Raw genomic sequence first — 22985 nt, 5'->3', positions numbered from 1 at the left:
ATGGACTATTTAGGAAAAGATATTTTTAGCATTCACGAAAGCCTAGTTAATGGTGATATTACCGCCGAAGAATTAACAAGACAAACAATTGAAAATGCTAAGAAGAACGATGAAGATATTAACGCTTTCGTCGTTTTCGATGAAGAAAATGCAATTAAGCAAGCCCAAGAAATTGATAAGGCCGGAATTGACCCAGATAACGTATTATCAGGTATTCCAGTTGCAATGAAAGATAACATGTTAACCAAGGGTGTATTAACATCTGCAGGTTCAAAGATGCTATCAAACTTCAAACCAATCATCGATGGTACAGCCGTTGCTAAAATGAAAGAAGCAGGTACTATCAACATTGGTAAGACCAACATGGACGAATTCGCCATGGGTGGTTCAACTGAAACTTCATTCCATGGTAAGACTAAGAACCCATGGAACCTAGACAAGGTACCTGGTGGATCATCAGGTGGTGCCGCTGCTGCAGTTGCTGCAGGGGATGTCTTAGTATCACTAGGTTCAGATACCGGTGGTTCAATCAGACAACCAGCATCATTTAACGGTATCGTTGGTATGAAACCAACATATGGTCGTGTATCTAGATGGGGATTAATTGCATTCGCATCAAGTTTAGACCAAATCGGTCCATTGACTAGAACTGTTAAAGACAACGCCGTCGTTCTAAATGCCATTGCCGGTAAAGATGAACATGATATGACAAGTTCAAACAAGGAAGTTCCTGACTTTACTGCAAACATCGATAAGGGTGTTAAAGGTATGAAGATTGCTTTACCTAAGGAATACTTAGGCGAAGGTGTTGATAAGGATGTTCAAGACGCTATTTTAGCCGCTGCTGACAAGTACCGTGAATTAGGTGCAACTGTTGAAGAAGTATCTCTTCCAAACAGTAAGTACGGTGTAGCAGCTTACTACATTATTGCTCCTTCAGAAGCATCATCAAACTTACAACGTTTCGATGGTATTCGTTACGGTTACAGAGCGCAAGATGCTAAGAACCTAGAAGAACTATACGTTAAGAGTCGTTCACAAGGTTTTGGTGATGAAGTTAAGCGTCGTATCATGGTTGGTACTTACTCACTATCAGCTGGTTTCTTTGATGCTTACTTCAAGAAGGCCGCTGAAGTTCGTACTTTAATCATTGACGACTTCAAGAAGGTTTTCCAAGATTACGATGTGATCTTAACTCCAACAGCTCCTACGCCAGCTTACAGCTTGAAGGATGAAAAAGACCCAATCACTATGTACATGAATGATATTCTAACCATTCCTGTTAACATGGCTGGTCTTCCAGGAATGTCAGTTCCTGCAGGTTTCTCAGACGGACTACCAATTGGTATGCAATTAATCGGTAAGCCATTTGATGAATCAACTCTATACCAAGCTGCTTACGCTTTCGAACAAAACACTGATTTCCATAAGCAAGATCCAAAGATGGGGGGAGCACAATAATGAACTTTGAAACTACAATTGGACTAGAAGTCCACGTTGAATTAAAGACTAACTCTAAGATTTTCAGTCCATCTCCCGTACAATACGGGGTTGACCCTAACTTAAACACCAACGTAATCGATTGGGGATACCCAGGGGTATTGCCATCAACCAACAAAGGTGTGGTTAAATCAGGTATTATGGCTGCTTTAGCACTACACGCTGAAGTTGAAAAACACCCTCACTTTGATCGTAAGAACTACTTCTACCCAGATAATCCAAAGGCTTACCAAATCACACAAAAGGATACTCCTGATGCGCATGATGGTTGGATTGAAATCGAAGTAGACGGCAAGAAGAAGAAAATCGGTATCGAAGAAATGCACATTGAAGAAGATGCCGGTAAGAATACCCACGGGAACAAGTTCTCTTACGTTGACTTGAACCGTCAAGGTACTCCACTTATCGAAATTGTTTCAAAACCAGATATTGCTTCACCTGATGAAGCATATGCTTACCTTGAAGCTTTACGTGAAAGAATCCTATTTACAGGAATTTCTGACGTTAAGATGGAAGAAGGTTCAATGCGTGTGGACGTTAACGTTTCAATTCGCCCATACGGTCAAAAAGAATTCGGTACTAAGGTCGAATTAAAGAACTTGAACTCATTTAACTACGTAAGAAAAGGTCTTGCATACGAAGAAAAACGTCAACAACGTGTAATTATGGCTGGTGGCGAAATTCAACAAGAAACTAGACGTTTCGATGAAACAACTGGTAAGACTGTCCTAATGCGTGTTAAGGAAGGTGCGGATGATTACAGATACTTCCCAGAACCTGACCTACCGGCACTAGACATCACAGACGCATGGATCAACGAAATTAACGATTCAATGCCTGAAATGCCAGCTAGTCGTCGTCAACGTTACGTTAACGACTTTGGTTTGAAGGACTACGATGCAATGGTTCTTACTCAAACTAAGGAAATGGCTGACTTCTTCGACGCCATGATTAAATTAGGTGCAGATCCTAAGATGGCATCTAACTATTTACAAGTTAACGTTAACGCTTACTTGAATGATGAACAAAAAGACCTATCTGAAACTGAAATCACACCTGAAAACTTAGCTACAATGATTAAGCTAATTGAAGATGGTACTATTTCATCTAAGATGGCTAAGAAAGTCTTCAAGGGTATTACTGAAGGTAAAGAACCTAAGAAGTTTGTTGAAGACAACGGAATGGTTCAATTATCTGACCCAGCACAATTACAGCCAATTATTGACGAAGTTCTATCAAACAACCCACAATCTGTGGAAGACTTCCATAATGGTAAAGACCGTGCTATTGGTTTCTTAGTTGGTCAAATTATGAAACAAACTCGTGGTAAGGCTAACCCACAAGTTGTTAACAAGTTATTAATGGCATCCATTAATAAATAAAGTTTAGGAGAATTTGGAAATGCAAAAAAGGGCACGTGTAATATACAATCCAACATCTGGCCGTGAGGCTTTGAAACGCAACCTGATTGATATTCTCGCTGTTTTCGAAGAAGCTGGTTATGAAACTAGTGCATACGCAACCACTCCTAAACCTAACTCAGCACGCGATGAAGCCAAGAGAGCATCACTAGATGGCTTTGACTTGATTGTTGCTGCTGGTGGGGATGGAACTATTAACGAAGTCGTTAATGGGATTGCACCACTAGAAAAACGTCCTAAGCTAGCAATTATTCCAGCTGGGACCACCAATGACTTTGCCCGTGCATTGCATATTCCAAGAGAAGATCCAGTTGAGGCGGCCAAAGTTGTTTTGAAAGGCCAAACTTTCAACATGGACATTGGTAAAGCTGGAGAAAAATACTTCATGAATATTGCTGGTGGTGGTTTGTTAACCGAATTAACCTACGATGTTCCTTCAGATTTAAAGACCATTTTTGGTTACTTGGCTTACCTAGTTCGTGGAGCTGAATTGCTTCCAAGAATTAAGCCAATCGAAATGGATCTTGAATATGATGGTGGAGAATTCAAAGGTAAAGCTTCAATGTTTTTACTTGCTATGACTAACTCAATCGGTGGTTTGGAACAAATTGTTCCAGACGCCAAGTTAGACGATGGTAAGTTTACAATGATTATTGTTAAGACCAGTAACATCGTTGAAATTGTTCAACTACTTGCGAAAGTCTTAAGTGGTGGTCGCCATATCAATGACCCTCGAATCATTTACAAGAAGACCAGCAAGTTAGTTGCTAATCCTGTTCAAGACAAGATGCAAATTAACTTGGATGGTGAATATGGTGGCGACGCACCAATGACGTTTATTGACTTAAAGCAACACATTGAAATGTTTGCTAATGTCGATGAAATGCCAAAGAAGTCTATCAGTTTTGATGCTGAAAAGGTGGAAAAAGAATTCGTCGACAAAGTAGATAAATTATCATAGTGGAATTTAAAAACGAAAAGTTTTGTTGTATGATTATTTTAGAAGATTACAACAAAACTTTTTTGTTTAGAAAAAGGGGTAAATATGAAATTTAAAGCACCAGTTACAAAGAACGAAGAATATGAAGTCGATATTATCGACTTAACTTACCAAGGCTTGGGAGTAGCCAAGATTGAGGATTATCCTTTGTTTATTGAAGACACTCTTCCAGGCGAAAAAGCTTTGATTAAGGTAATCAAAGTTAACCAAAACTTTGGTTTCGCGAAGTTAGAAAAATTACTAACTAAGTCACCAGATCGTGTAGAAAACATCGACAGAAACTACACTCGTACAGGAATCGCTCCATTACAACATCTAAAATACGATGCACAATTGGAATTCAAACAACATCAAATCCAAGAACTTTTTGATAAATCAAAGATGGATGTTGAAGTATTGCCAACTATTGGCATGGATAACCCAACTCATTACAGAAACAAGGCCCAAATTCCAGTTCGTTCAATTAATGGAAAGCTACAAACTGGTTTCTTCCGTAAGCATTCTCACGACCTAGTAACCATTGAAGATTTCTACATCCAAGATCAAGAAATCGACAAGGCGATTGTTGTCGTAAGAGACATCTTACGTAAGTACCACATCGAACCATACAATGAAAATAAGCACAGTGGTGTGATTAGAAACATCATGGTTAGAAGAGGTCACTACACTAACGAAATGATGATTGGTTTGATTACTCGTACCAAGAAGATTCCAATGGTTGATATTATCGTTCGTGAAATCAAGGAAGCCTTACCAGAAGTGACAAGTATCATGCAAAACATCAACTTGTCAGATGGTAACGGTTTGTTAGGTAAGAGTACCGTTTGCCTAGATGGTAAGAAGTACATCGAAGATAAGTTACTTGGTTTGAAGTTCGCTATTTCATTGAACTCATTCTACCAAGTTAACCCAGAACAAACTGAAAAGCTTTACTCTTTAGCAATTGAAAAGGCACAACTAGATGGTACTCAAACAGTAATCGATGCTTACTGTGGTATTGGTACTATCTCACTTGCTGTTGCTGAACATGCTAAGAAGGTTTACGGTGTGGAAATTGTTAAGGAAGCTATCGAAGATGCTAAGATTAACGCCCAAAAGAACCACATCAACAACACTACTTTCGTAACCGGTAGTGCTGAAGACCAAATGGAAAAATGGCAAGCACAAGGATTGAAACCAGATGTTATCATGGTTGATCCTCCACGTAAGGGACTTGCATCATCATTCATCGACAGTGCTGCTCAAGTAGCACCTAAGAAGATTGTTTATGTATCATGTAACCCATCAACATTAGTACGTGATGCTCGTCGTTTAGCTGAATACGGTTATGAAATCACTCAACCAGTTCAACCGGTTGACCAATTCCCACAAACTGTTCACGTTGAATCAGTGACTGTTTTTGAAAAGAAATAGGTAAGAGAAAAGACACCCTGCGATAGGGTGTCTTTTTTTAGTTTAATATTAAAATCATATAACTATTTATTAAATGCTGTTGTTTAAGCTCGATATTACATTTATACTTTAAATATAACTACTGAGAGGATTTTTTGGAATGAAGAACTTTGATAACGTTACGGAAAGAGTTATAGATGATCTAAAAAAAGAAATTAAATCACATAGCAAAATAAAGATAGCGGCTGCATCCTTTTCAATATACGCTTATGAATCGTTAAAGAAAGAACTTGAGAAGGTAGAGTCTGTTCAATTTTTGTTTTCGAGTGATTTGTTTACAAAAGAACAAATTCCAAAAAAAGAAAGAGAATTTTACATTCCTAGGTTAAATCATGAGAGCAAGCTTTACGGTGATGAATTCGAAATTAAGATTAGAAACGAATTAACACAAAAAGCGATTGCAAAGGAAGCTGCTGAATGGATAAAAAATAAAGTAACCTTTAAATCTAACGTTTCAGGTCAAAGAATGGACAATTTCATGACTATTGAAAATGGAAGTGAGAGTTCAGTTTACGCACCCGTCGATGAATTCACAACAGCAGATCTGGGGGTTACAAAAGGCGATAAATTAATTTATAACATATCTAAAATAGAAAATGAAAACACCAAGAGATTCTTAAATGCTTTTGATGTCGTCTGGAATAACCAAGAGTACATAGATGAGGTTACAGATAATGTATTAGATAATATAACTGCAGCATATCAAGAGAATGCTCCAGAGTTTATTTACTATGTTGCACTATATAATATTTTTAGTGAATTTTTAACTGATTTGGATGAAGACTACATACCTAACGATAGAACGGGATTTAAAGAATCAAAAATTTGGTCATTATTGTATGATTTTCAAAAAGATGCTGTTATCGGAGCAATTAGTAAACTCGAAAAACATAATGGTGTTATTCTAGCCGATTCAGTTGGTCTGGGTAAGACTTTTTCGGCAATTGGAGTTATAAAATATTACGAATCCAGAAACAAGAACGTTCTCGTATTATCTCCAAAACGACTAAAAGACAATTGGAATAACTATAAGAACAACTATAAAAATAATCCATTGGCTGAAGACCGATTAAGATATGATGTTTTATTTCACACTGATATGGATAGAGAAAATGGTGAAAGTAACGGAATTGATTTATCTAAAATAAATTGGGGTAATTATGACTTAGTTGTTATTGATGAAAGTCATAATTTCAGAAACGGTGAAGGAACAACGCATAAAAAACACGATGATTCAGAAAATCGATATCAAAAGTTGATGAGAAAAATTATTAAATCAGGTGTTAAGACAAAAGTTTTAATGCTTTCGGCTACACCAGTTAATACTGATTTTTCTGACTTAAAAAATCAATTAATGTTAGCTGCTGAGGGAGATAGTGATAATTTAAGTGAAACATTAAACACTGAAAGTAATGTTACAGAGATATTTGCACAAGCACAACGAGCATTTAAGGATTGGTCTTCTTTAGATGCTGTAGATCGTACAACAGAAAAACTTTTAGATATGTTAGATTTTGATTTCTTTGAATTACTGGATAGTGTCACAATTGCAAGAAGTCGCAAACATATTGAAAAATATTATGACAATGCAAAAATTGGAAAGTTTCCAACTAGATTGTCACCAATAAATAAAAGTCCTAAATTAACTGACTTGGAAATTTCTTACGATGATCTTTTCGGTTTCATAGATCAACTTAATCTAGAAGTTTATAATCCGCTACAATATGTTTATCCATCTAAATTGGATAAATACATTGATTCCTCGCAACCTAATGCATCAACTTGGAGTAATAGAGAAAAAGGTCGTAATCAGTTAATGATTACTAATTTATTAAAAAGGGCTGAAAGCTCAATATACTCATTTAGAAAAACCAGTCAGAATATTTTGAATAACATTAACGGAAAGCTTCAAGTAATAGATGAATTCGAAAAATATAATCATGGATCTGTGGATAATTTTTCTTCAGAACTTAGTGATGATGATTTTGTCGTTGGTAAAGATTTAAAAATAAGCATAAAAGATATGGATTATGTGTCATGGAGAAAACAGCTTATAAACGATAAAGAAGTATTTAACAACATGCTAGATGTAGTAAGCGAAATTACTCCTAATCATGATACTAAGATGATGGAGCTACAGAAACTAATTAAGCAAAAAATTGAACATCCTATTAATAAGGATAATAAAAAAATTCTGATTTTTACTGCTTTTGCTGATACAGCTAATTATTTATATGACAATCTATCTGGAGTTTTATTGGATAATGAAAATATTAATACAGCACTGATTTCTGGAGATAGAACGGCATCTACAATTCCAAATTTGAAAAATGATTTTAATCATTTGCTTACATTATTTAGTCCTAAATCCAAAAACAGGGATGCTTTAGGAATCACCGGAGATATTGATGTTGTTATAGCGACTGATGTTATTAGTGAAGGACAAAATCTACAAGATGCTGATTACCTAATAAACTATGATATACACTGGAACCCAGTTAGAATAATTCAAAGATTTGGTAGAATTGATAGAATTGGATCTGATAATTCAGAAATACAAATGGTTAATTTTTGGCCAGATATTTCATTAGATGAATATATTAATTTGAAAGCAAGAGTGGAGAATCGTGCTAAGTTAATTGCAATATCATCAACAGGTGAAGATACTATTGACAATACAGACCCTGACATGGCCTATAGAAAGAAACAATTGGAAACATTACAAAATGAGGTTGTTGATCTAGAAGATATGTCTAGTGGTGTTAATATCATGGATTTAGGACTAAATGAATTTCAATTAGATCTTCAACAATTAAGAGAAAAGTATGGAGACTATGAGGCAAAACCATTTGGAATTCATGGAGTTGCAAAAGCTGATGACAATCATCCAGAAGGAGTAATATTTGTACTACGTAATCGAAATAATGCTATGAATATTGACAAGCAAAATCGATTACATCCTTTTTATTTGATTTATATTTCTGATGAGGGACAAATTATTTCCAGTCATTTGAATCCTAAATCAATTTTAGATGACATGAGATTTTTGTCTAAAAATTATGATGAACCATTATATAAACTAACTGATAAATTTAACTCAGAAACAAATAACGGAAAGAATATGAATAAGTATTCTATATTACTTAATTCTGCTATTGATTCAATGATTAGTAAGAAGGAAGAGAATGACATTGATAGTTTATTTACAAGTGGTGGAACAACAGCACTAGAGAATGACGTAAATGGATTGAATGATTTTGAATTAATAGATTTCCTAGTAGTTAAAGGTGATTAAATGATATTAGATATACCAAACTCAGCAATTATTAATAGAATTATTCCAAAGGATAGGTTTAATTTTAAAAATCCAACCAGTATAGAAAGAATTAGATGGATTGCGAAATTATCGACAATTACAATTAATGTTCTATCGAATAACGTTAATGAAATTGAAGTTATCAGTGTTGATATACCTGATTTTGATATTAATGTAATTAAAGAAATTAAGGATAAGATTCCGCAAGAAATACTTTTTATCGTTAACGAAGATATTGCTGTAATGGAATACAATAAACAATTTTTTTCTAAAAAAATAGATAGTAAACTATCCATGACAGGAATATCAACAGATGATATTAGAGATAACTTTGTTAGACAAATATTGGGAATAGGAGGTACATCCGTTCCTTTAACTGATCAAATAAATAAATATAATAAATTGAAACAGCTAGAAAAAAACATCACTGATATTAATAATAAAATAAAAAATATTTCGCAATTGAATAAAAAACAAGAATTGGCTAGAAAAAGATATGTATTGGAGCAAAGCAAAATAAAGATTGAAGGAGAATTATAATGACCAATAGACCAGAAAAAATAGACCTCTCTGATATTAAATCACGTAAGGTTGATGAAAATATGTTAAATGAATTACGTGATTTATTTGAAAAGGCTGATGAACAAAAAGAAAGATATGATTTCACATGGAATGGGAAAGCTAAGGCATATTTTGAAGCAGCTTCTCCATCGACTAAAACATTAAAGCCAGATGAAAAAGAAAGTGTTGATTTTAAAAATTCAGAAAATTTATTCATTACAGGTGATAATTTAGAAGCACTAAAGTTAATGCAAGAATCTTATTTAGGAAAAATTGATATGATTTATATTGATCCTCCTTATAACACTGGAAAAGACTTTGTATATAAGGACGACTTCAGAAAAAGTAAACAAGAAACAGATCTTTCCGAAGGTAATGTTGATGAAGAAGGAAATAGGTTGATAAAAAATGATAAAAACAGTGGCAGATATCATTCTGATTGGCTTTCAATGATGTATCCAAGACTTAAGTTAGCAAGAAATCTTTTATCGGATAATGGTGTTATCTACGTGTCCATAGATGATAACGAACAATCTAACTTGAGAATGATAATGGATGAAATTTTTGGAGAAAATAATTTTATTGGTGATTTTATAGTTCGTTCATCACCTAATGCTAGGGATTACGGTCATATAGGGCAACAACATGAATATGCTCTTTTTTACAGCAAAAATAAAGAGGATACAATTACAAATAAGTTACCAGTGAAAGATAAAAAATTTAAGTACAATGATGATGATGGCGGTTTTAATTTAATAGGTCTTTATAATAGTAACGAAAAATTCACTCCAGAAAATCGTCCCAATTTATATTATCCTTTCTATGTGTATACAGATAAAAAAATAGATAATGATTTTTTTGAAATTGGACTAGAAAAAAAAGAAAATAGTATAAAAATATATCCACCAAAGTCTGTTAAGAATAATGTGCAATTTGTTTGGAGATGGGGAAAAGAAAAATCTGCAGAAAACTTAAACAAAGATATTGTTGCGTATTATGATAAAAATGGTGAGTACAAAATAGTACAAAAGCTTCGAAATAAAGAAAGACTTATTAGAAGTATTCTATATGATGCAAAATATGCTAGTGCCACTGGAACAACAGAAGTTGAAAAACTTTTTGACAATAAAATATTTGATTTTCCAAAACCAACTCCATTAATTAAGGACTTTCTAGAAGTTGGAACAAACAAAAATAGCTTGGTATTGGATTTCTTTGCTGGATCAGGGACAACTGCCGAAGCCTTATTCAAATTAAATAAAGAAGATAATGGAAATAGAAAATTTATACTAGTCACATTAGATGAAAAAATTGATGAATCATCGTTAGCTTATAAAAATGGTTATAAAACAATTGATGAGATTTCAAGAGACAGAATAAAACGTTCAGCTAGTAAACTTGATGATAATAGTGGCTTCAGAGCTTTAAAGGTAGAAAATACAAATCTGGATGAAAATGTTTTTAAGAAAGCATCTGACTTGAAACAGGGTCAGTTAATCATGGATATTGAAAATAATTCAGATAATCGTTCTGATTATGAATTACTTTATGATGTATTAATAAGTAGTGCTTTTGAATATAATCGACCTATTTCTATTGATACTTTAGATGGTAAGAAAGTTATTAAGTACGATTATTTTGGAGTTCTTTCTGGAGTGGTTGCATATTTTGGAGATGATTTGTCTGATGATTTAATTCGTAAAATTGCTGACTTAAAACCTTTAATTGCTGTGTTCAAAGAATCAACTTTCGATAAATCATCACAAAAAGTGAACTTATTAGAACAATTTAGAATTACAAGCCCTGATACAAAAGTTAAGGTAATTTAAGATGGTTATTATGGATATAATGGAGGATTAATATGAAACTTCAATATAAGAATCAACAGTTTCAAGTTGATGCCGTTGATGCTGTTACATCTGTATTTGAAGGTCAACCCAAACAAAGTAAAGCATCATACATGATGGATACAGGAAATGATAAAAACATAATTTTAGATATATCTGAAGGATTTAAAAATGAATTTATAAATCTTTCAAATGATGAAATACTAAAAAATATAAAATCTGTTCAAAAGAAAAATGGTCTATTACAAGATTCCAAATTAAATAAGATGGATATTGGTGGAAAAGACAAAGATACCAAAGTCGATAATTCTAGAAGTAGTTTAACTCTTACTGTTGAAATGGAAACTGGTACTGGTAAAACATATACTTATATTAAAACCATGCTGGAATTAAACCAAAAATATGGATGGTCAAAGTTTATTATTGTAGTTCCAAGCGTGGCAATTAGAGAAGGTATTGCTAAAACTTTTGATTCGACATCCGAACATTTTAAAAGAGAATATGGAAAGTCAATTAGATCATTTATATATAATTCTAGTAATTTAGAAAAAATTGATGCTTTTGCTAGTGATTCTGGAATCAATGTAATGATAATAAATACTCAGGCTTTTAATGCCAGAGGGGCAGATGCTAGACGTATCGATATGGTTCTTGATCAGTTTAGGGGTAGAAAGCCAATTGACATAATTGCTGCTACAAATCCAATTATGATTATTGATGAACCACAATCAGTACTTGGTGGAACAAAATCACAATTAAATGCCACCAGAGTTGGTCTTGCAAAGTTTAATCCGCTATTTTTCATTAATTACTCAGCAACTCATAGAGAAAATTACAATATGGTCTATCGTTTGGATGCAGTGGATGCATATCAAAAGAAATTAGTAAAAAGGATTTCAGCTAAAGGAATCGAGATGGTAGGCTCTAATGCATCCAATGGATATCTATATTTGGAATCTATTAAAGAAAGTCCTTCTTTGAAAGCTAGGGTTAATTTTGAAAAAATATCATCTAAAGGACAAGTTGTTAAAACGTTTAAGTTACTTGATAAGGGTGATAGCATATATGATCTTTCCGGTGAGATTGAATCTTATCGCAATGGATTTGTTATTTCTGAAATAAATGCTACTGAACAATTTATAGAATTTATAAATGGTATTAAACTTAGCGTGGGACAGGTTATTGGTGATGCTAATGAAGATGATCTTAGAAGAATTCAAATTAGAGAAACTATAAAATCTCATCTTGATAAAGAAGAAAGCTTATTTAAAAGAGGCATTAAAACACTATCATTATTCTTTATTGATGAAGTAGTTAAGTATAAAGATTATGACTCTGAAGATAATAAAGGGAAGTATGCTCATATTTTTGAAGAAGAATATGAAAAGTTAGTCAAAGGTAAACTTAATAATAGTTTTCTGGACGACAAATATCGAGAATATCTAGAAAGAGACATTGATAATCCAGAAATGGTCCACGCGGGATATTTTTCAGTAGACAAAAAAGGAAAATCTGTTGATAGTAAGGTTAAAAGAGGAAGAGAATCAAGCGATGATATTTCTGCATATGATTTAATTATGAAAGATAAGGAAAGATTATTATCTTTTAAGGAGCCTGTTAGATTTATATTCTCTCATTCCGCATTAAAAGAGGGATGGGATAATCCAAATGTATTTCAAATAGCTACCTTACGTCAATCCTCTTCAGAAATTAAGAAACGACAAGAAATTGGTCGAGGACTTAGATTATCTGTAAATCAGAATGGTGATCGTCAAGATGCAGAGGCACTCGGTGAAAATGAAGTTCAACAAGTTAATGTTTTGACTGTAATTGCAAATGAAAGCTACGAAAATTTCGCCGCAGAATTACAAAAAGAAATCTCAGAGTCAGTAAAGAATCGTCCTAGGTTTATTGAACCTAAGTTATTTGAGGGACAAGAATTTGAAGCTAAGGATAGTGATGGAAACGTTATTGATAGAATGACTGTTGATAATTCACAAGCTGCTGAGATTTGGTCTGACTTAAAATTAGGAAGTATTATTGATAGTGATAAGCAATCAACAAGCGCATACAAGTCATTGTCTAGTGAAAATCAAAAGCTAAAGATAGAGAACGTATTAAATGAGGACTATAAAAAGTATGCAAACTCAATCCAGCACTTAATTAACAGTGTATATGATCCTAAGGATGTAATTGTTGATAATGCTAACAAGAGAACGAAGTTAAAACTTAATAAGGAAAGATACGCAAGTAAAGAGTTTAAGGAACTTTGGTCTAAAATAAAGCATAAGTCTTATTACACAGTTGATTTTGATGATCAAGAAATTATTGATAAGTCCATACAAGTTATTGATAAGAGCCTTACTGTAACAACCTTAAAGGCGCGTATAACAGAGGGAAATATGAGCGCTAATGATAATGGCACATCTTTCAAAGTTGACAGTAAAGAGTTTGAAAAAATCTATAATCCAGTTAATGAGGTTAAGTATGATTTAATTGGAGAGGTAGCTGATAAAGTAGGATTGCTAAGAAAAACTGTAGGACACATATTAGCTGGAATTAATTCACAACAATTTGATAAATATAAGTTAAATCCTGAAAACTTTATTGCTCAAATAAGTAACATAATTAATGGTGTAAAAGCACAAAATATCATTTCACATATCGTCTATAATAAACTTGATGAAGTTTGGGATGAAGATGCAATATTTGCTAACAGCGATATACAAGGAATCATGGGTGAAAATGTTTTTGAAGCTAAGAAGCACCTTTATGACAAGATTAGAATAGATTCTAAAGTAGAAAAGAATTTCTACAACGAATTAGATGAAGAAAATAATGTTGGAATGTATGTAAAGCTTCCAGGGGGATTTTATATCAATACTCCAGTAGGTAGATATAACCCGGACTGGGCTATCGTATTAAACGAACCTGAAAGAAAGCATGTTTACTTTATTGCCGAAACAAAAGGAAATTCTGATAATATTGAGTTGAGTCTAAAGGGTGTTGAAAATGCGAAAATAGAGGCAGCTCGTCAACACTTCAAGGTTATTTCCAATAGCGAAGTAACTTATGACGTTGTAGATAGTTACGAAAAAATGATGGATAAATTGTCATAAAAAAATAAAAAGATACCTAATGGTTAAGGCCAACTAGGTGTCTTTTTTTGCACTCCCTACATTTTAGGTATATATTAATCCCTATTAAAAATATCAAACATAAAAAATTAAATATAGAAGTAGGCGAAAAATTATGCGTATTAATATTATTCAACATACTCCAAACGAACGACCAGGTTCGATTTTGGATTGGGCACATGACAGGGGACATGATGTTTACATTTATCATCCATACCAATTTGGTATCCTACCAAAGGTAGATGAAACTGATATGTTAGTTATCATGGGCGGTCCAATGAGTGTTAATGATGATATTGATTGGATTGAATTCGAACGCGATATTATAAAAGAACTTGCTGAAAAAGATGTGCCAATCTACGGTGCCTGTTTTGGTGCGCAACAAATCGCCAAAACATTTGGAGCTAAAATTACTGTTTCACCAGCTAAGGAAGTGGGTTGGGCACCGGTATATTTAAGATCAGAACGCATTCCTGGAATTTACAACAAACTTACTGCAATGCATTGGCATGGTGAAATGTTTGAAATTCCAAAGAATGGTGAATTATTATTCTCAAGTGACTTAGTAGAAAACCAAGGATTCATCATTGGCGACAAAATTGTTGGTTTACAATTCCACTTTGAATTGGGTACTGACGAAGTCAGAGAGATTGTTACAAATGATAACAAGTACGTTGCTGGATCAGCGTTGAATCAAACTAATGAAGATATCCTAGCTAGACCAGTACCAAAAGAAAATAAACAAGTGATGTATGCAATCTTAGATTACATTGCAAAATAAAAATTATAACATGAAGTAATGTGTCATATTTATCCTCTAAAATAAATTTTGAAATTATAGAAAGAGGTATTGTTAATATGGCAAACCCAATTACTTTTATTGAAATTACTTCAAATAATTCAAAAGAAATGGTAGATTTTTATCAAAATGTCTTTGGATGGAATGTTTATCCACCAGCAGGTGAGATGGAATATCGAGTAATGGACCCTAAAAGTCCTAACCATATGCTAGCGGCAATTGCAGATCCATACTCAAAGGATAAAGAAGAATGGGTCGCTTTCTACATTGGGGTTAACAGTGTTGATGAAACTATAGAAGATGTTTTAAAGAATGGTGGTAGTATTGTTGTACCTAAGTTCACAACTGACACTGGTTTTACCCAATCACTAGTAAAAGATAATAAGGGACATGTTTTAGGAATCCAAGAACAACAATAGTAAAAAGGAGATGGGATTTCATCTCCTTTTTTATTAGGAGGAGCTAGTTTGCAACAAACTGAAAGAATCATCAAAATTTGGTTATATATTTATATGCATCGTCAATTCACTACAACTGAGTTGTCAAAACACTTTGATGTTTCCACTAGGACGATTTTTCGGGACTTAGAGACGCTTTCATCTTTAAGTGTGCCCATTTATGCCGAAAAAGGTAAAAACGGCGGATATCGCGTTTTAGACAGTATAAAACTTCCACCGATTGCTTTTTCATCAGATGAAGCAAAAGCAATATTATTCTCCTTGCAAATGTTAAATAAAGTAATTGACACACCTTTTTCTACAACTTCAGAACGAATTCAATTAAAAATCAAAGACTGGTTTGAAAAATATGATGTTGAAGAAGATATGGGGGTTAAATTTATTTATCCAAATCGAGGATTGAAAGTAAAAAATATAAAACAAATATATGATTATATTGGCAAAAAAATGCTAATTATGATTAATTATAAAAATGAACAAAGAAAGATAGTGCCGATTGGACTATACGCATGGAATGGATATTGGTATATGGTAGGATATGATATCAATGACGGTACATATCCAAACGTTAGAATTGATCAGATTAAAGTTTTAAATGAATATCCTGGTTACAAAATACCAAATGACATCATGACGTTTAATGAGTGGTATCAAAAGGGACTAGATGATGATGAATGGATAAAGATAAAAATAATCGTTAATAAAAGAAGTAAAGATGATATAACTAATCATTGGCTATACAATGGAATATATTCCAAATATGACAAAGATAAGCTAATGTTAAAGGCATCATTTCCCAAAAGACATTCAAAGTACGTTGTTTCAGATATTTTACGTTTAGGAGTCAATGCTAAGGTGATATCGCCAAGCAGCATAGTTGAGAAGGTTAAAAGCGAAATTCAAAAAATGAATCATTTATATAAATAAAAAAAGCATTCGAACTTAATCGAATGCTTTTTTATTATTTACTGTTTTTCAAGTGTCTTTGTTGTAGGTAGTAAACCGGAATACCGATTAATGTTAATAGTAATCCGACTAATGCCAAACCAGTTTGAGTAATCAATGTTTCAGCAAGGATGAAGATACCACCAACTAAGGCGATGATTGGTACGATTGGGTACCAAGGCACCTTGTATGGACGAATCATTTCAGGTTCCTTACGACGAAGCTTGAATACGGCAACGAATAGTAGACAGTTAAAGATCCACATAACAAACACTAACATGTCGGTTAATAGGTCAAAACTACCAGCAAAAATCATTAGAATTGCGATTACAAATTGGAAGATTCCTGAAGTGTAAGGGACGCGAGTCTTCTTTGAAAGTTTAGCGAACCAATCACTGAATGGAAGTGACTTGCTTTGACCCATGGCATAAGGAATTCTCATACCTGATAGGGTGTAACCGTTCAATGAACCGTAAACAGAAACTAGGATACCGATAGTAACTAACTTACCACCGAATTCACCGAATAGCTTGATAGCAGTTTCTGATGCGGTGTTTTGGTTACCAGCGATGTGATCAATTGGAAGTGTCTTTAGGAAGGCAACGTTTACCAATGTGTAGATAACCATAATCAAACTTAGACCGATAATGATGGCCTTTGGTAAGTTCTTCTTAGGGTTCTTAATTTCACCGGCAACGTCACAAACACCAATCCAACCATCGTAAGCAAACATAGTTGCTAGTAAACCTGAACCGAATGCAGTCCAGACATTGGCGTGATCACTTGGACTAATTGGTAAGAATGAAACGTGAACAGCACCAGGAATAAATAGACCAAAAATAGCAATTAGAATAATTGGAATTAGCTTACAAATAAGGGCAACTGTTTGAACGTTTCCACTAATCTTTGATCCCAATAAGTTAATGAATAACACACTCAATGCCACAATGATTGCCATTGGGTTTAGGATGTTTGGGTTTAAATGGAATAGGTTAATTAATTGTGTTGAGAAAATAATTGCTTCAGCGGCAATATTGGCAGGGTAGTAGACCAAGATTTGGGCCCAACCCATTGAAAAACCAGTTAGCGGACCATAAGTATAATCAAGGTACTTGATGGCTCCACCGGTCTTAGGAATGGCAGCTGCTAGTTCAGATACAGTCAAACCGGCACAGATAGTTAGTAATCCACCAACAATCCATGCTAATACGGTTAGTGTAAATGAATGAGTACTGTTAACAACGCTGGCGGTCTTAAAGAACACACCGGCACCGATAACAGTTCCCATAACTGTTGAAAGAGCAGCCATCATGCCAATTCCACGTTTTAATTCGTTTTCATGCATGACGAATATCCTCCTAGATAATTTTTAATATAAAAAAGGAAGGGGTCTAAATAGACACCCAACCTTTTTCGTAAATAATATTAGTTATTATTTGTCTTCGCTTTCAACATCGTGTTTACGTTGGAATTCAGCAATGTTCTTGTATTCAGTTTGAAGTTGACGACTCAAACGAATGTAGATAGGAGCTAATTCACGGTAAACTTTGTAGTTGTCAGGATTTGGCTTGTGGGCGTTAGTTACTCCAACGAAGTCCTTAACCTTTTCTAGGTCATCGATGATACCTAATGAGTACATACCTAATGTGGCAGCACCTAAAGCAGTACCTTCAAAACTTTCTGGAATAGTAACATCTTGTTCGAAGATGTCAGCTAACATTTGACGCCATAGTTCTGAACGAGCAAAACCACCAGTAGCTTGGATACTTGTTGGCTTACCGATAACTTCTTCTAGGGCAAGACTAACAGTGTATAGGTTAAATACGATTCCTTCTAGAGCTGATCTAATCATATGAGCACGAGTGTGGATACGAGTTAAACCAAAGAATGAACCACGAGCGTTAGCGTCCCAGATAGGAGCACGTTCACCACCTAAGAATGGGTGGAATAGTAATCCATCAGAACCGGCTGGAATTTGTGAAGCAATTTCAGTTAATAAGTCGTATGAATCCATGTGCATTTGTTCGGCAGTAACCTTTTCAGGTGCACATAGTTGATCTCTTACCCAACGGAAGACGATACCACCGTTGTTAACAGGTCCCCCGACAACCCATTTGTCTTTTGATAAGTAGTAACAGAAAACACGACCTTTAGGATCAATAACAGGTTTGTCAGTAACGACACGAACGGCACCAGAAGTACCAATTGTAACAGCTAGAACACCTGGCTTAATAGCGTTAACACCAAGGTTAGCTAATGGACCATCTGAAGAACCAATAACGAATGGAGTATCTTCATCGATACCAATTACGTTAGCGTAAGCTTTGTTTAGTCCCTTGAATTGGTATGTAGTGTCAACTAATTCAGGAAGTTGGTCACGTGATACACCAGTTAATTCAAGTGCTTCTTCGTCCCAATCCATCTTGAAGATGTTGAACATACCAGTAGCATTGGCAATTGAGTAATCTTCTTTTAATTCACCAAATAGTTTGTATAGGATGTATTCCTTGATACCTACGAAGTAGGCAGCCTTGTCATATACATCTTTTCTTTCATTTTTCAACCACATTAACTTGGTTAGAGGAGTCATAGGGTGAACTGGAGTACCAGTCTTTTCGTATAATTCCTTAGCCTTACCGCTTTCCTTTAGTTGGTCAGCGTAGTTAACGGCACGGTTATCAGCCCATGTAATAGCACGAGTTAATGGTTTGTGGTTTTCATCAAGTAAAATCAAACTGTGCATAGCACATGAGAATGAGATACCCTTCAATGTACCATTCTTTAGGTCAGCCTTACGTAAAACTTCAGTTAGACCTGCAAGCATGGCAGAGAAGATTTCTTCTGGATCTTCTTCGGCCATATCTGGAGTATCTTGGTATAAAGGATAACCATCGTTTGAGTATCCCTTAACTTCTCCATCGGTATCGTACAAAACAGTTTTTACACTGGTTGTTCCAATATCAACACCAATGATGTAGTTCATAACATAACTTCCTTTCGATCTAAAAAGAGAGACTTAATTTATTTTTTAATAATGTTAACTATTATAATAAAATCCGCATAAAAAGTCATCACTAATTTATTTAGTTACCGCTTTCATTATATTGAAAAAAAAAGGCCGATTCAAGTCTTTTAACGCGTTTTATAGTAATTTGCAGTCATTATGATTATAATAAGGTTAATTGTATAAAAGAGGTGAGTGAATGGATACCAGAATGTCTTTGTATCATCAAAAATCAAAGCCTACTAAAAACTACGGTCGATTTTTCAAAAAATATGCATGGCTAATTGCAGTCTTAATTGTATTATTAGGATCAATCTTCGGCTATATTGGATACCAAAGTTATGAAAATAATATGATTAATAAGTATCAAGTTAAGGGAATCATGATTAGCCAATCAAATGGGTATATCGATTTCGTGACCCTAGCCAATACCGGCCAAAAGTTTGTTTACATTCGTGCCAGTCAGGGTGCTACATATACAGATGATGACTTTAGTGATAATTTCCAACGCAGCCAGGGGTCTGGTTTGCAGGTTGGCTCCTACCATGTTTTTAGTACGCAAACCGCGATTAAGGATCAATTGAAGAACTTCACACGAGAAGTTGGCGATGATTACGGAACATTACCACCATTAGTAGAGGTGACTTCACCTTTATCAGATGATCAGGTTCACCGACTTTCTGAATTCATTTACATGGTGCATAAATACTATGACACCAATGTGGTTGTTAGAAGTAGCACGAGCGTTTTCAATCGATTAGATAAAAAGATTGCGCACGACGTGCAGTTCTTCAGTGGCAACGTGAATAACAAACGCGCTAATTTTATCGAAGTGAAGAATAATCGAAAGATTAGTATTGATGGTTCAAACGTCTACGTTAACCAGATTGCATTTAATGGCAACAATAAGGGTTGGCAACAGTATCTATTGAAGAATCAAGACCGTTAATAAACATCGATATTAATGAAGATATTTGCTAAAATAGAAGATATATTAATTCGAATTTAAGTAGGGGAACCCAGAATGTTAGAACAATTTCAAAAGTATTTTAACAAGCTTGGATATGACAAACAGACGCTAATTCAAGAGCGTGTCTATCCAATTATCAAGAACCACGATAGTGTCTTAGGGCTATCACCAACCGGATCTGGAAAGACAGTTGCATTTTTAATTCCAAGTATCGAAATTCTAGAACCTGAAGGTGGTTCACAATTACTAATCATCGAACCATCTCAAGAACTAGCAATTCAAACCGCAAAGGTAGCCAGAAACTGGGCTAATTTGCGTGGAATGAAAGTGTTGGCTTTAACCGGTGGTGCCAACATCAAACGTCAAATGGAACGTTTGAAGAAGCATCCTGAAGTAATCGTTGGTACAGCAGGTAGAATCAAGAACTTAATCGATGACAAGAAACTAAAGACTCATCTTTTTTCTACTATTATAATTGATGAAGCTGACGACCTATTACAAGGTGAAACTTTGACCACAGTTAGAGACATTGTTTCTTCCATGATGTCAGATGTTCAATTGGAATTCTTCTCAGCCACAGCGACACCAATTCTAGACCAACTATCCGGTTGGTTTGGTAACCGTGACATTCAAAAGGTCGACGTGCGTGCAGAAGACAAGACCCAAGGTCACGTCGAACACGGCATGATGAATGTCCTACGTAAGAACAGAAACAAGATGTTGGCACGTTTACAACACGTTGCTGGTTTCAAAGCATTGGTATTCTTCAATCAAACCGTTGATTTGAATAAGACTTACAGTTTCTTCGTTCATAATCACTATCAAGGTGTGGCTAAACTAACATCTGATCAAAATCAAACCAAGCGTCAAAAGGCGATGGATGATTTTAGATTAGGTCGCATCAAGTTATTATTAACTACTGATGTTGCTGCGCGTGGTTTGGATATTGCCAAACTACCGGCCGTAGTTAACTACGATTTACCTGATGAAGCCATTGACTACGTTCACCGTGTTGGTAGAACCGGTCGTATGGGTGAAGACGGAATGGTAATTAACTTTGGTGATGACCATGATTTAAGGGACTTGAAGAATCTATTATCTGATTATGATTTTGACTTCCAACCAAGTTACTTCTATAAGAATAAGATTGTAAAGTCTGTTCCAAAGACCGCTGAAAAGGTCGTTGAAGTGGTAGAAAAGCCAGCTAAGAACGACAAATTTTCTAAGGACGAACCAAGCAAAACTCGTGTTAAGAAGGTTAAAAAACAAGTGGTCTCTAACCCAGCCCCTAAAAAACGCGTCAAGAAAAATAAGCATACCAAGAATAAGGGAATGCGCAACAAATGGCGTAAAAACAACAATAAGCAGGGTTAAAGAACTTTACATTAATTTACTAAAATGCGACAATATTAATTGTCGTTTAATGACTCCATAGCACAACTGGATAGGGCGACCGCCTCCTAAGCGGCTGATCTCGGTTCGATTCCGAGTGGGGTCATAAAAAAGTACTCACATTTATTACGTGAGTACTTTTTTTATATTTACATAACTTTTACATTAAAATAACTTTAACTTTACAAACCGTCGATATACTAAGCTTGTAACATAAAATATTGGTTAGGAGATATTGATATGATTAAAATGAATAAGGTTCTATCAATTGCTTCAGTTGTTTTAGTTTCAGGTTCACTATTAGCTGCCTGTGGTAGCACAAGCGGTTCACAAGCTAGCGGTGATGTATCAGTTGTCGGTTCAACTGCTTTACAACCATTAGTCGAACAAGCTGCAAAGGATTACCAAAAGGATAATTCAGGTGTTAACATTTCTGTTCAAGGTGGCGGATCTGGAACAGGATTAAGCCAAGTTCAATCCAAGAGTGTTTCAATCGGTAACTCAGATGTGTTTGCCGAAAACCAAAGTGGAATTGACGCTAGCAAGTTAACAGATAACAAGGTTGCAGTAGTCGGTATGGCACCAGTTGTTAACAAGGGTGTGGGTGTTAAAAACATTTCACTAGAAAACCTAAAGAAGATTTTCACTGGTAAGATTACCAACTGGAAAGAACTTGGTGGTAAGAACCAAAAGATTGATGTTATCAACCGTGTAAAGGGAAGCGGAACTAGAGCTACTTTCGAAAGTAACGTTTTGAAGGGTGCTTCAGCTATCCAAACCCAAGAACAAGATTCTAACGGTGCAGTAAAGAAGATTGTTTCAACTACCCCTGGAGCAATTAGTTACCTAGCATTCTCATTCATTGACAGTAGTCTTCAACCACTATCAATCGATAATGTTGCCCCAACAGACAAGAATGTTGAAACCAACGCTTGGAAGATTTGGTCATATGAACACATGTACACACCAAAGAAGGCCGACAAGAACGCTACTAAGTTCATCAAGTACGTTGAATCTGGTAAGGTTCAAAAGACTTTAGTTAACAAGCTAGGTTACATCAGCATTTCAGACATGAAAGTAACCAAGGACAGTAACAACAAAATCGTAAAATAAACCAATGACAAGAGATTAGTTTAATCAAACTGGTCTCTTTTTTTGTGCCAATTTCTAAAATTTACATAAA

Annotated in this window: 16 protein-coding genes and 1 tRNA gene; 15 read left to right on the top strand and 2 right to left on the bottom strand. The window is 34.8% G+C overall.

Annotated features, from left to right (window positions below; translation table 11 throughout):
• The 11 genes from gatA (at position 1) to RZ55_RS04695 (ending at position 16418) form a co-directional block, all read left to right on the top strand.
• Positions 1–1461 carry an Asp-tRNA(Asn)/Glu-tRNA(Gln) amidotransferase subunit GatA gene (gatA, locus tag RZ55_RS04745; RefSeq protein WP_053791924.1) on the top strand — a complete coding sequence of 487 codons (1461 nt, stop codon included), beginning with the start codon at positions 1–3 and terminating at the stop codon, positions 1459–1461.
• Entirely contained in the window at positions 1461–2882 is a 1422-nt protein-coding gene (gene gatB, locus RZ55_RS04740) for an Asp-tRNA(Asn)/Glu-tRNA(Gln) amidotransferase subunit GatB (protein ID WP_034531560.1), read from the top strand. The genes gatA and gatB overlap by 1 nt, the downstream gene beginning before the upstream one ends.
• A 19-nt stretch (positions 2883–2901) precedes the next feature.
• Positions 2902–3882 (top strand): diacylglycerol kinase, encoded by a 981-nt coding sequence (locus tag RZ55_RS04735; protein ID WP_053792865.1) that lies wholly within the window; start codon positions 2902–2904, stop codon positions 3880–3882.
• Positions 3883–3966: 84 nt separating this feature from the next.
• Positions 3967–5334, top strand: a complete 1368-nt coding sequence (gene rlmD / locus RZ55_RS04730; protein WP_054605716.1) for a 23S rRNA (uracil(1939)-C(5))-methyltransferase RlmD — start codon at positions 3967–3969, stop codon at positions 5332–5334.
• Positions 5335–5473: 139 nt separating this feature from the next.
• Positions 5474–8668 carry a helicase-related protein gene (locus RZ55_RS04725; protein WP_057175880.1) on the top strand — a complete coding sequence of 1065 codons (3195 nt, stop codon included), beginning with the start codon at positions 5474–5476 and terminating at the stop codon, positions 8666–8668.
• Positions 8669–9229: a hypothetical protein gene (locus RZ55_RS04720; protein ID WP_054605714.1), complete on the top strand. Its 561-nt coding sequence runs from the start codon at positions 8669–8671 to the stop codon at positions 9227–9229.
• The gene (locus tag RZ55_RS04715; RefSeq protein WP_054605713.1) at positions 9229–11079 is read left to right on the top strand and encodes a site-specific DNA-methyltransferase; all 1851 of its coding nucleotides are present in this window, start codon (positions 9229–9231) and stop codon (positions 11077–11079) included. Before RZ55_RS04720 ends, RZ55_RS04715 begins: the two co-directional genes overlap by 1 nt.
• A gap of 32 nt (positions 11080–11111) precedes the next feature.
• A complete protein-coding gene (locus RZ55_RS04710; RefSeq protein ID WP_054605712.1) occupies positions 11112–14216 on the top strand; it encodes a type III restriction-modification system endonuclease in 3105 nt (1034 codons plus the stop codon).
• 133 nt (positions 14217–14349) lie between these two features.
• Positions 14350–15015, top strand: coding sequence for a type 1 glutamine amidotransferase (locus RZ55_RS04705; protein ID WP_054605711.1), 666 nt, complete (start codon positions 14350–14352; stop codon positions 15013–15015).
• A gap of 77 nt (positions 15016–15092) precedes the next feature.
• The gene (locus RZ55_RS04700) at positions 15093–15452 is read left to right on the top strand and encodes a VOC family protein (protein WP_054605710.1); all 360 of its coding nucleotides are present in this window, start codon (positions 15093–15095) and stop codon (positions 15450–15452) included.
• A 48-nt stretch (positions 15453–15500) separates the two neighbouring features.
• Positions 15501–16418, top strand: coding sequence for a helix-turn-helix transcriptional regulator (locus RZ55_RS04695; RefSeq protein ID WP_054605709.1), 918 nt, complete (start codon positions 15501–15503; stop codon positions 16416–16418).
• A 34-nt stretch (positions 16419–16452) separates the two neighbouring features.
• On the opposite strand, the gene RZ55_RS04690 is transcribed toward RZ55_RS04695, so the two are convergent.
• Both RZ55_RS04690 and gntK read right to left on the bottom strand, forming a co-directional pair.
• On the bottom strand, positions 16453–17781 hold the full coding sequence (locus tag RZ55_RS04690) for an APC family permease (RefSeq protein ID WP_041152898.1): 1329 nt from the start codon (positions 17779–17781) through the stop codon (positions 16453–16455).
• Between the two features lie 87 nt (positions 17782–17868).
• On the bottom strand, positions 17869–19419 hold the full coding sequence (gene gntK / locus RZ55_RS04685) for a gluconokinase (RefSeq protein ID WP_053792862.1): 1551 nt from the start codon (positions 19417–19419) through the stop codon (positions 17869–17871).
• A 220-nt stretch (positions 19420–19639) separates the two neighbouring features.
• Between gntK and RZ55_RS04680 the strand changes: the two genes are divergently transcribed.
• The 4 genes from RZ55_RS04680 to RZ55_RS04665 all read left to right on the top strand — a co-directional run bounded on the left by RZ55_RS04680 (position 19640) and on the right by RZ55_RS04665 (position 22915).
• Entirely contained in the window at positions 19640–20389 is a 750-nt protein-coding gene (locus tag RZ55_RS04680; protein WP_054605708.1) for a GH25 family lysozyme, read from the top strand.
• Positions 20390–20464: 75 nt separating this feature from the next.
• Positions 20465–21784, top strand: a complete 1320-nt coding sequence (locus tag RZ55_RS04675; protein WP_054605707.1) for a DEAD/DEAH box helicase — start codon at positions 20465–20467, stop codon at positions 21782–21784.
• A gap of 51 nt (positions 21785–21835) precedes the next feature.
• Positions 21836–21908: transfer RNA gene (locus tag RZ55_RS04670), tRNA-Arg, on the top strand.
• A gap of 143 nt (positions 21909–22051) precedes the next feature.
• Positions 22052–22915 (top strand): phosphate ABC transporter substrate-binding protein PstS family protein, encoded by an 864-nt coding sequence (locus tag RZ55_RS04665; protein ID WP_054605763.1) that lies wholly within the window; start codon positions 22052–22054, stop codon positions 22913–22915.
• The last annotated feature ends 70 nt before the right edge of the window (positions 22916–22985 follow it).

Source organism: Apilactobacillus kunkeei (assembly GCF_001421115.1).
Lineage (GTDB): Bacteria > Bacillota > Bacilli > Lactobacillales > Lactobacillaceae > Apilactobacillus > Apilactobacillus kunkeei_F.
The sequence above is the reverse complement of the archived record's forward strand: the minus strand, read 5'-3'. Positions and strand labels throughout refer to the sequence as shown.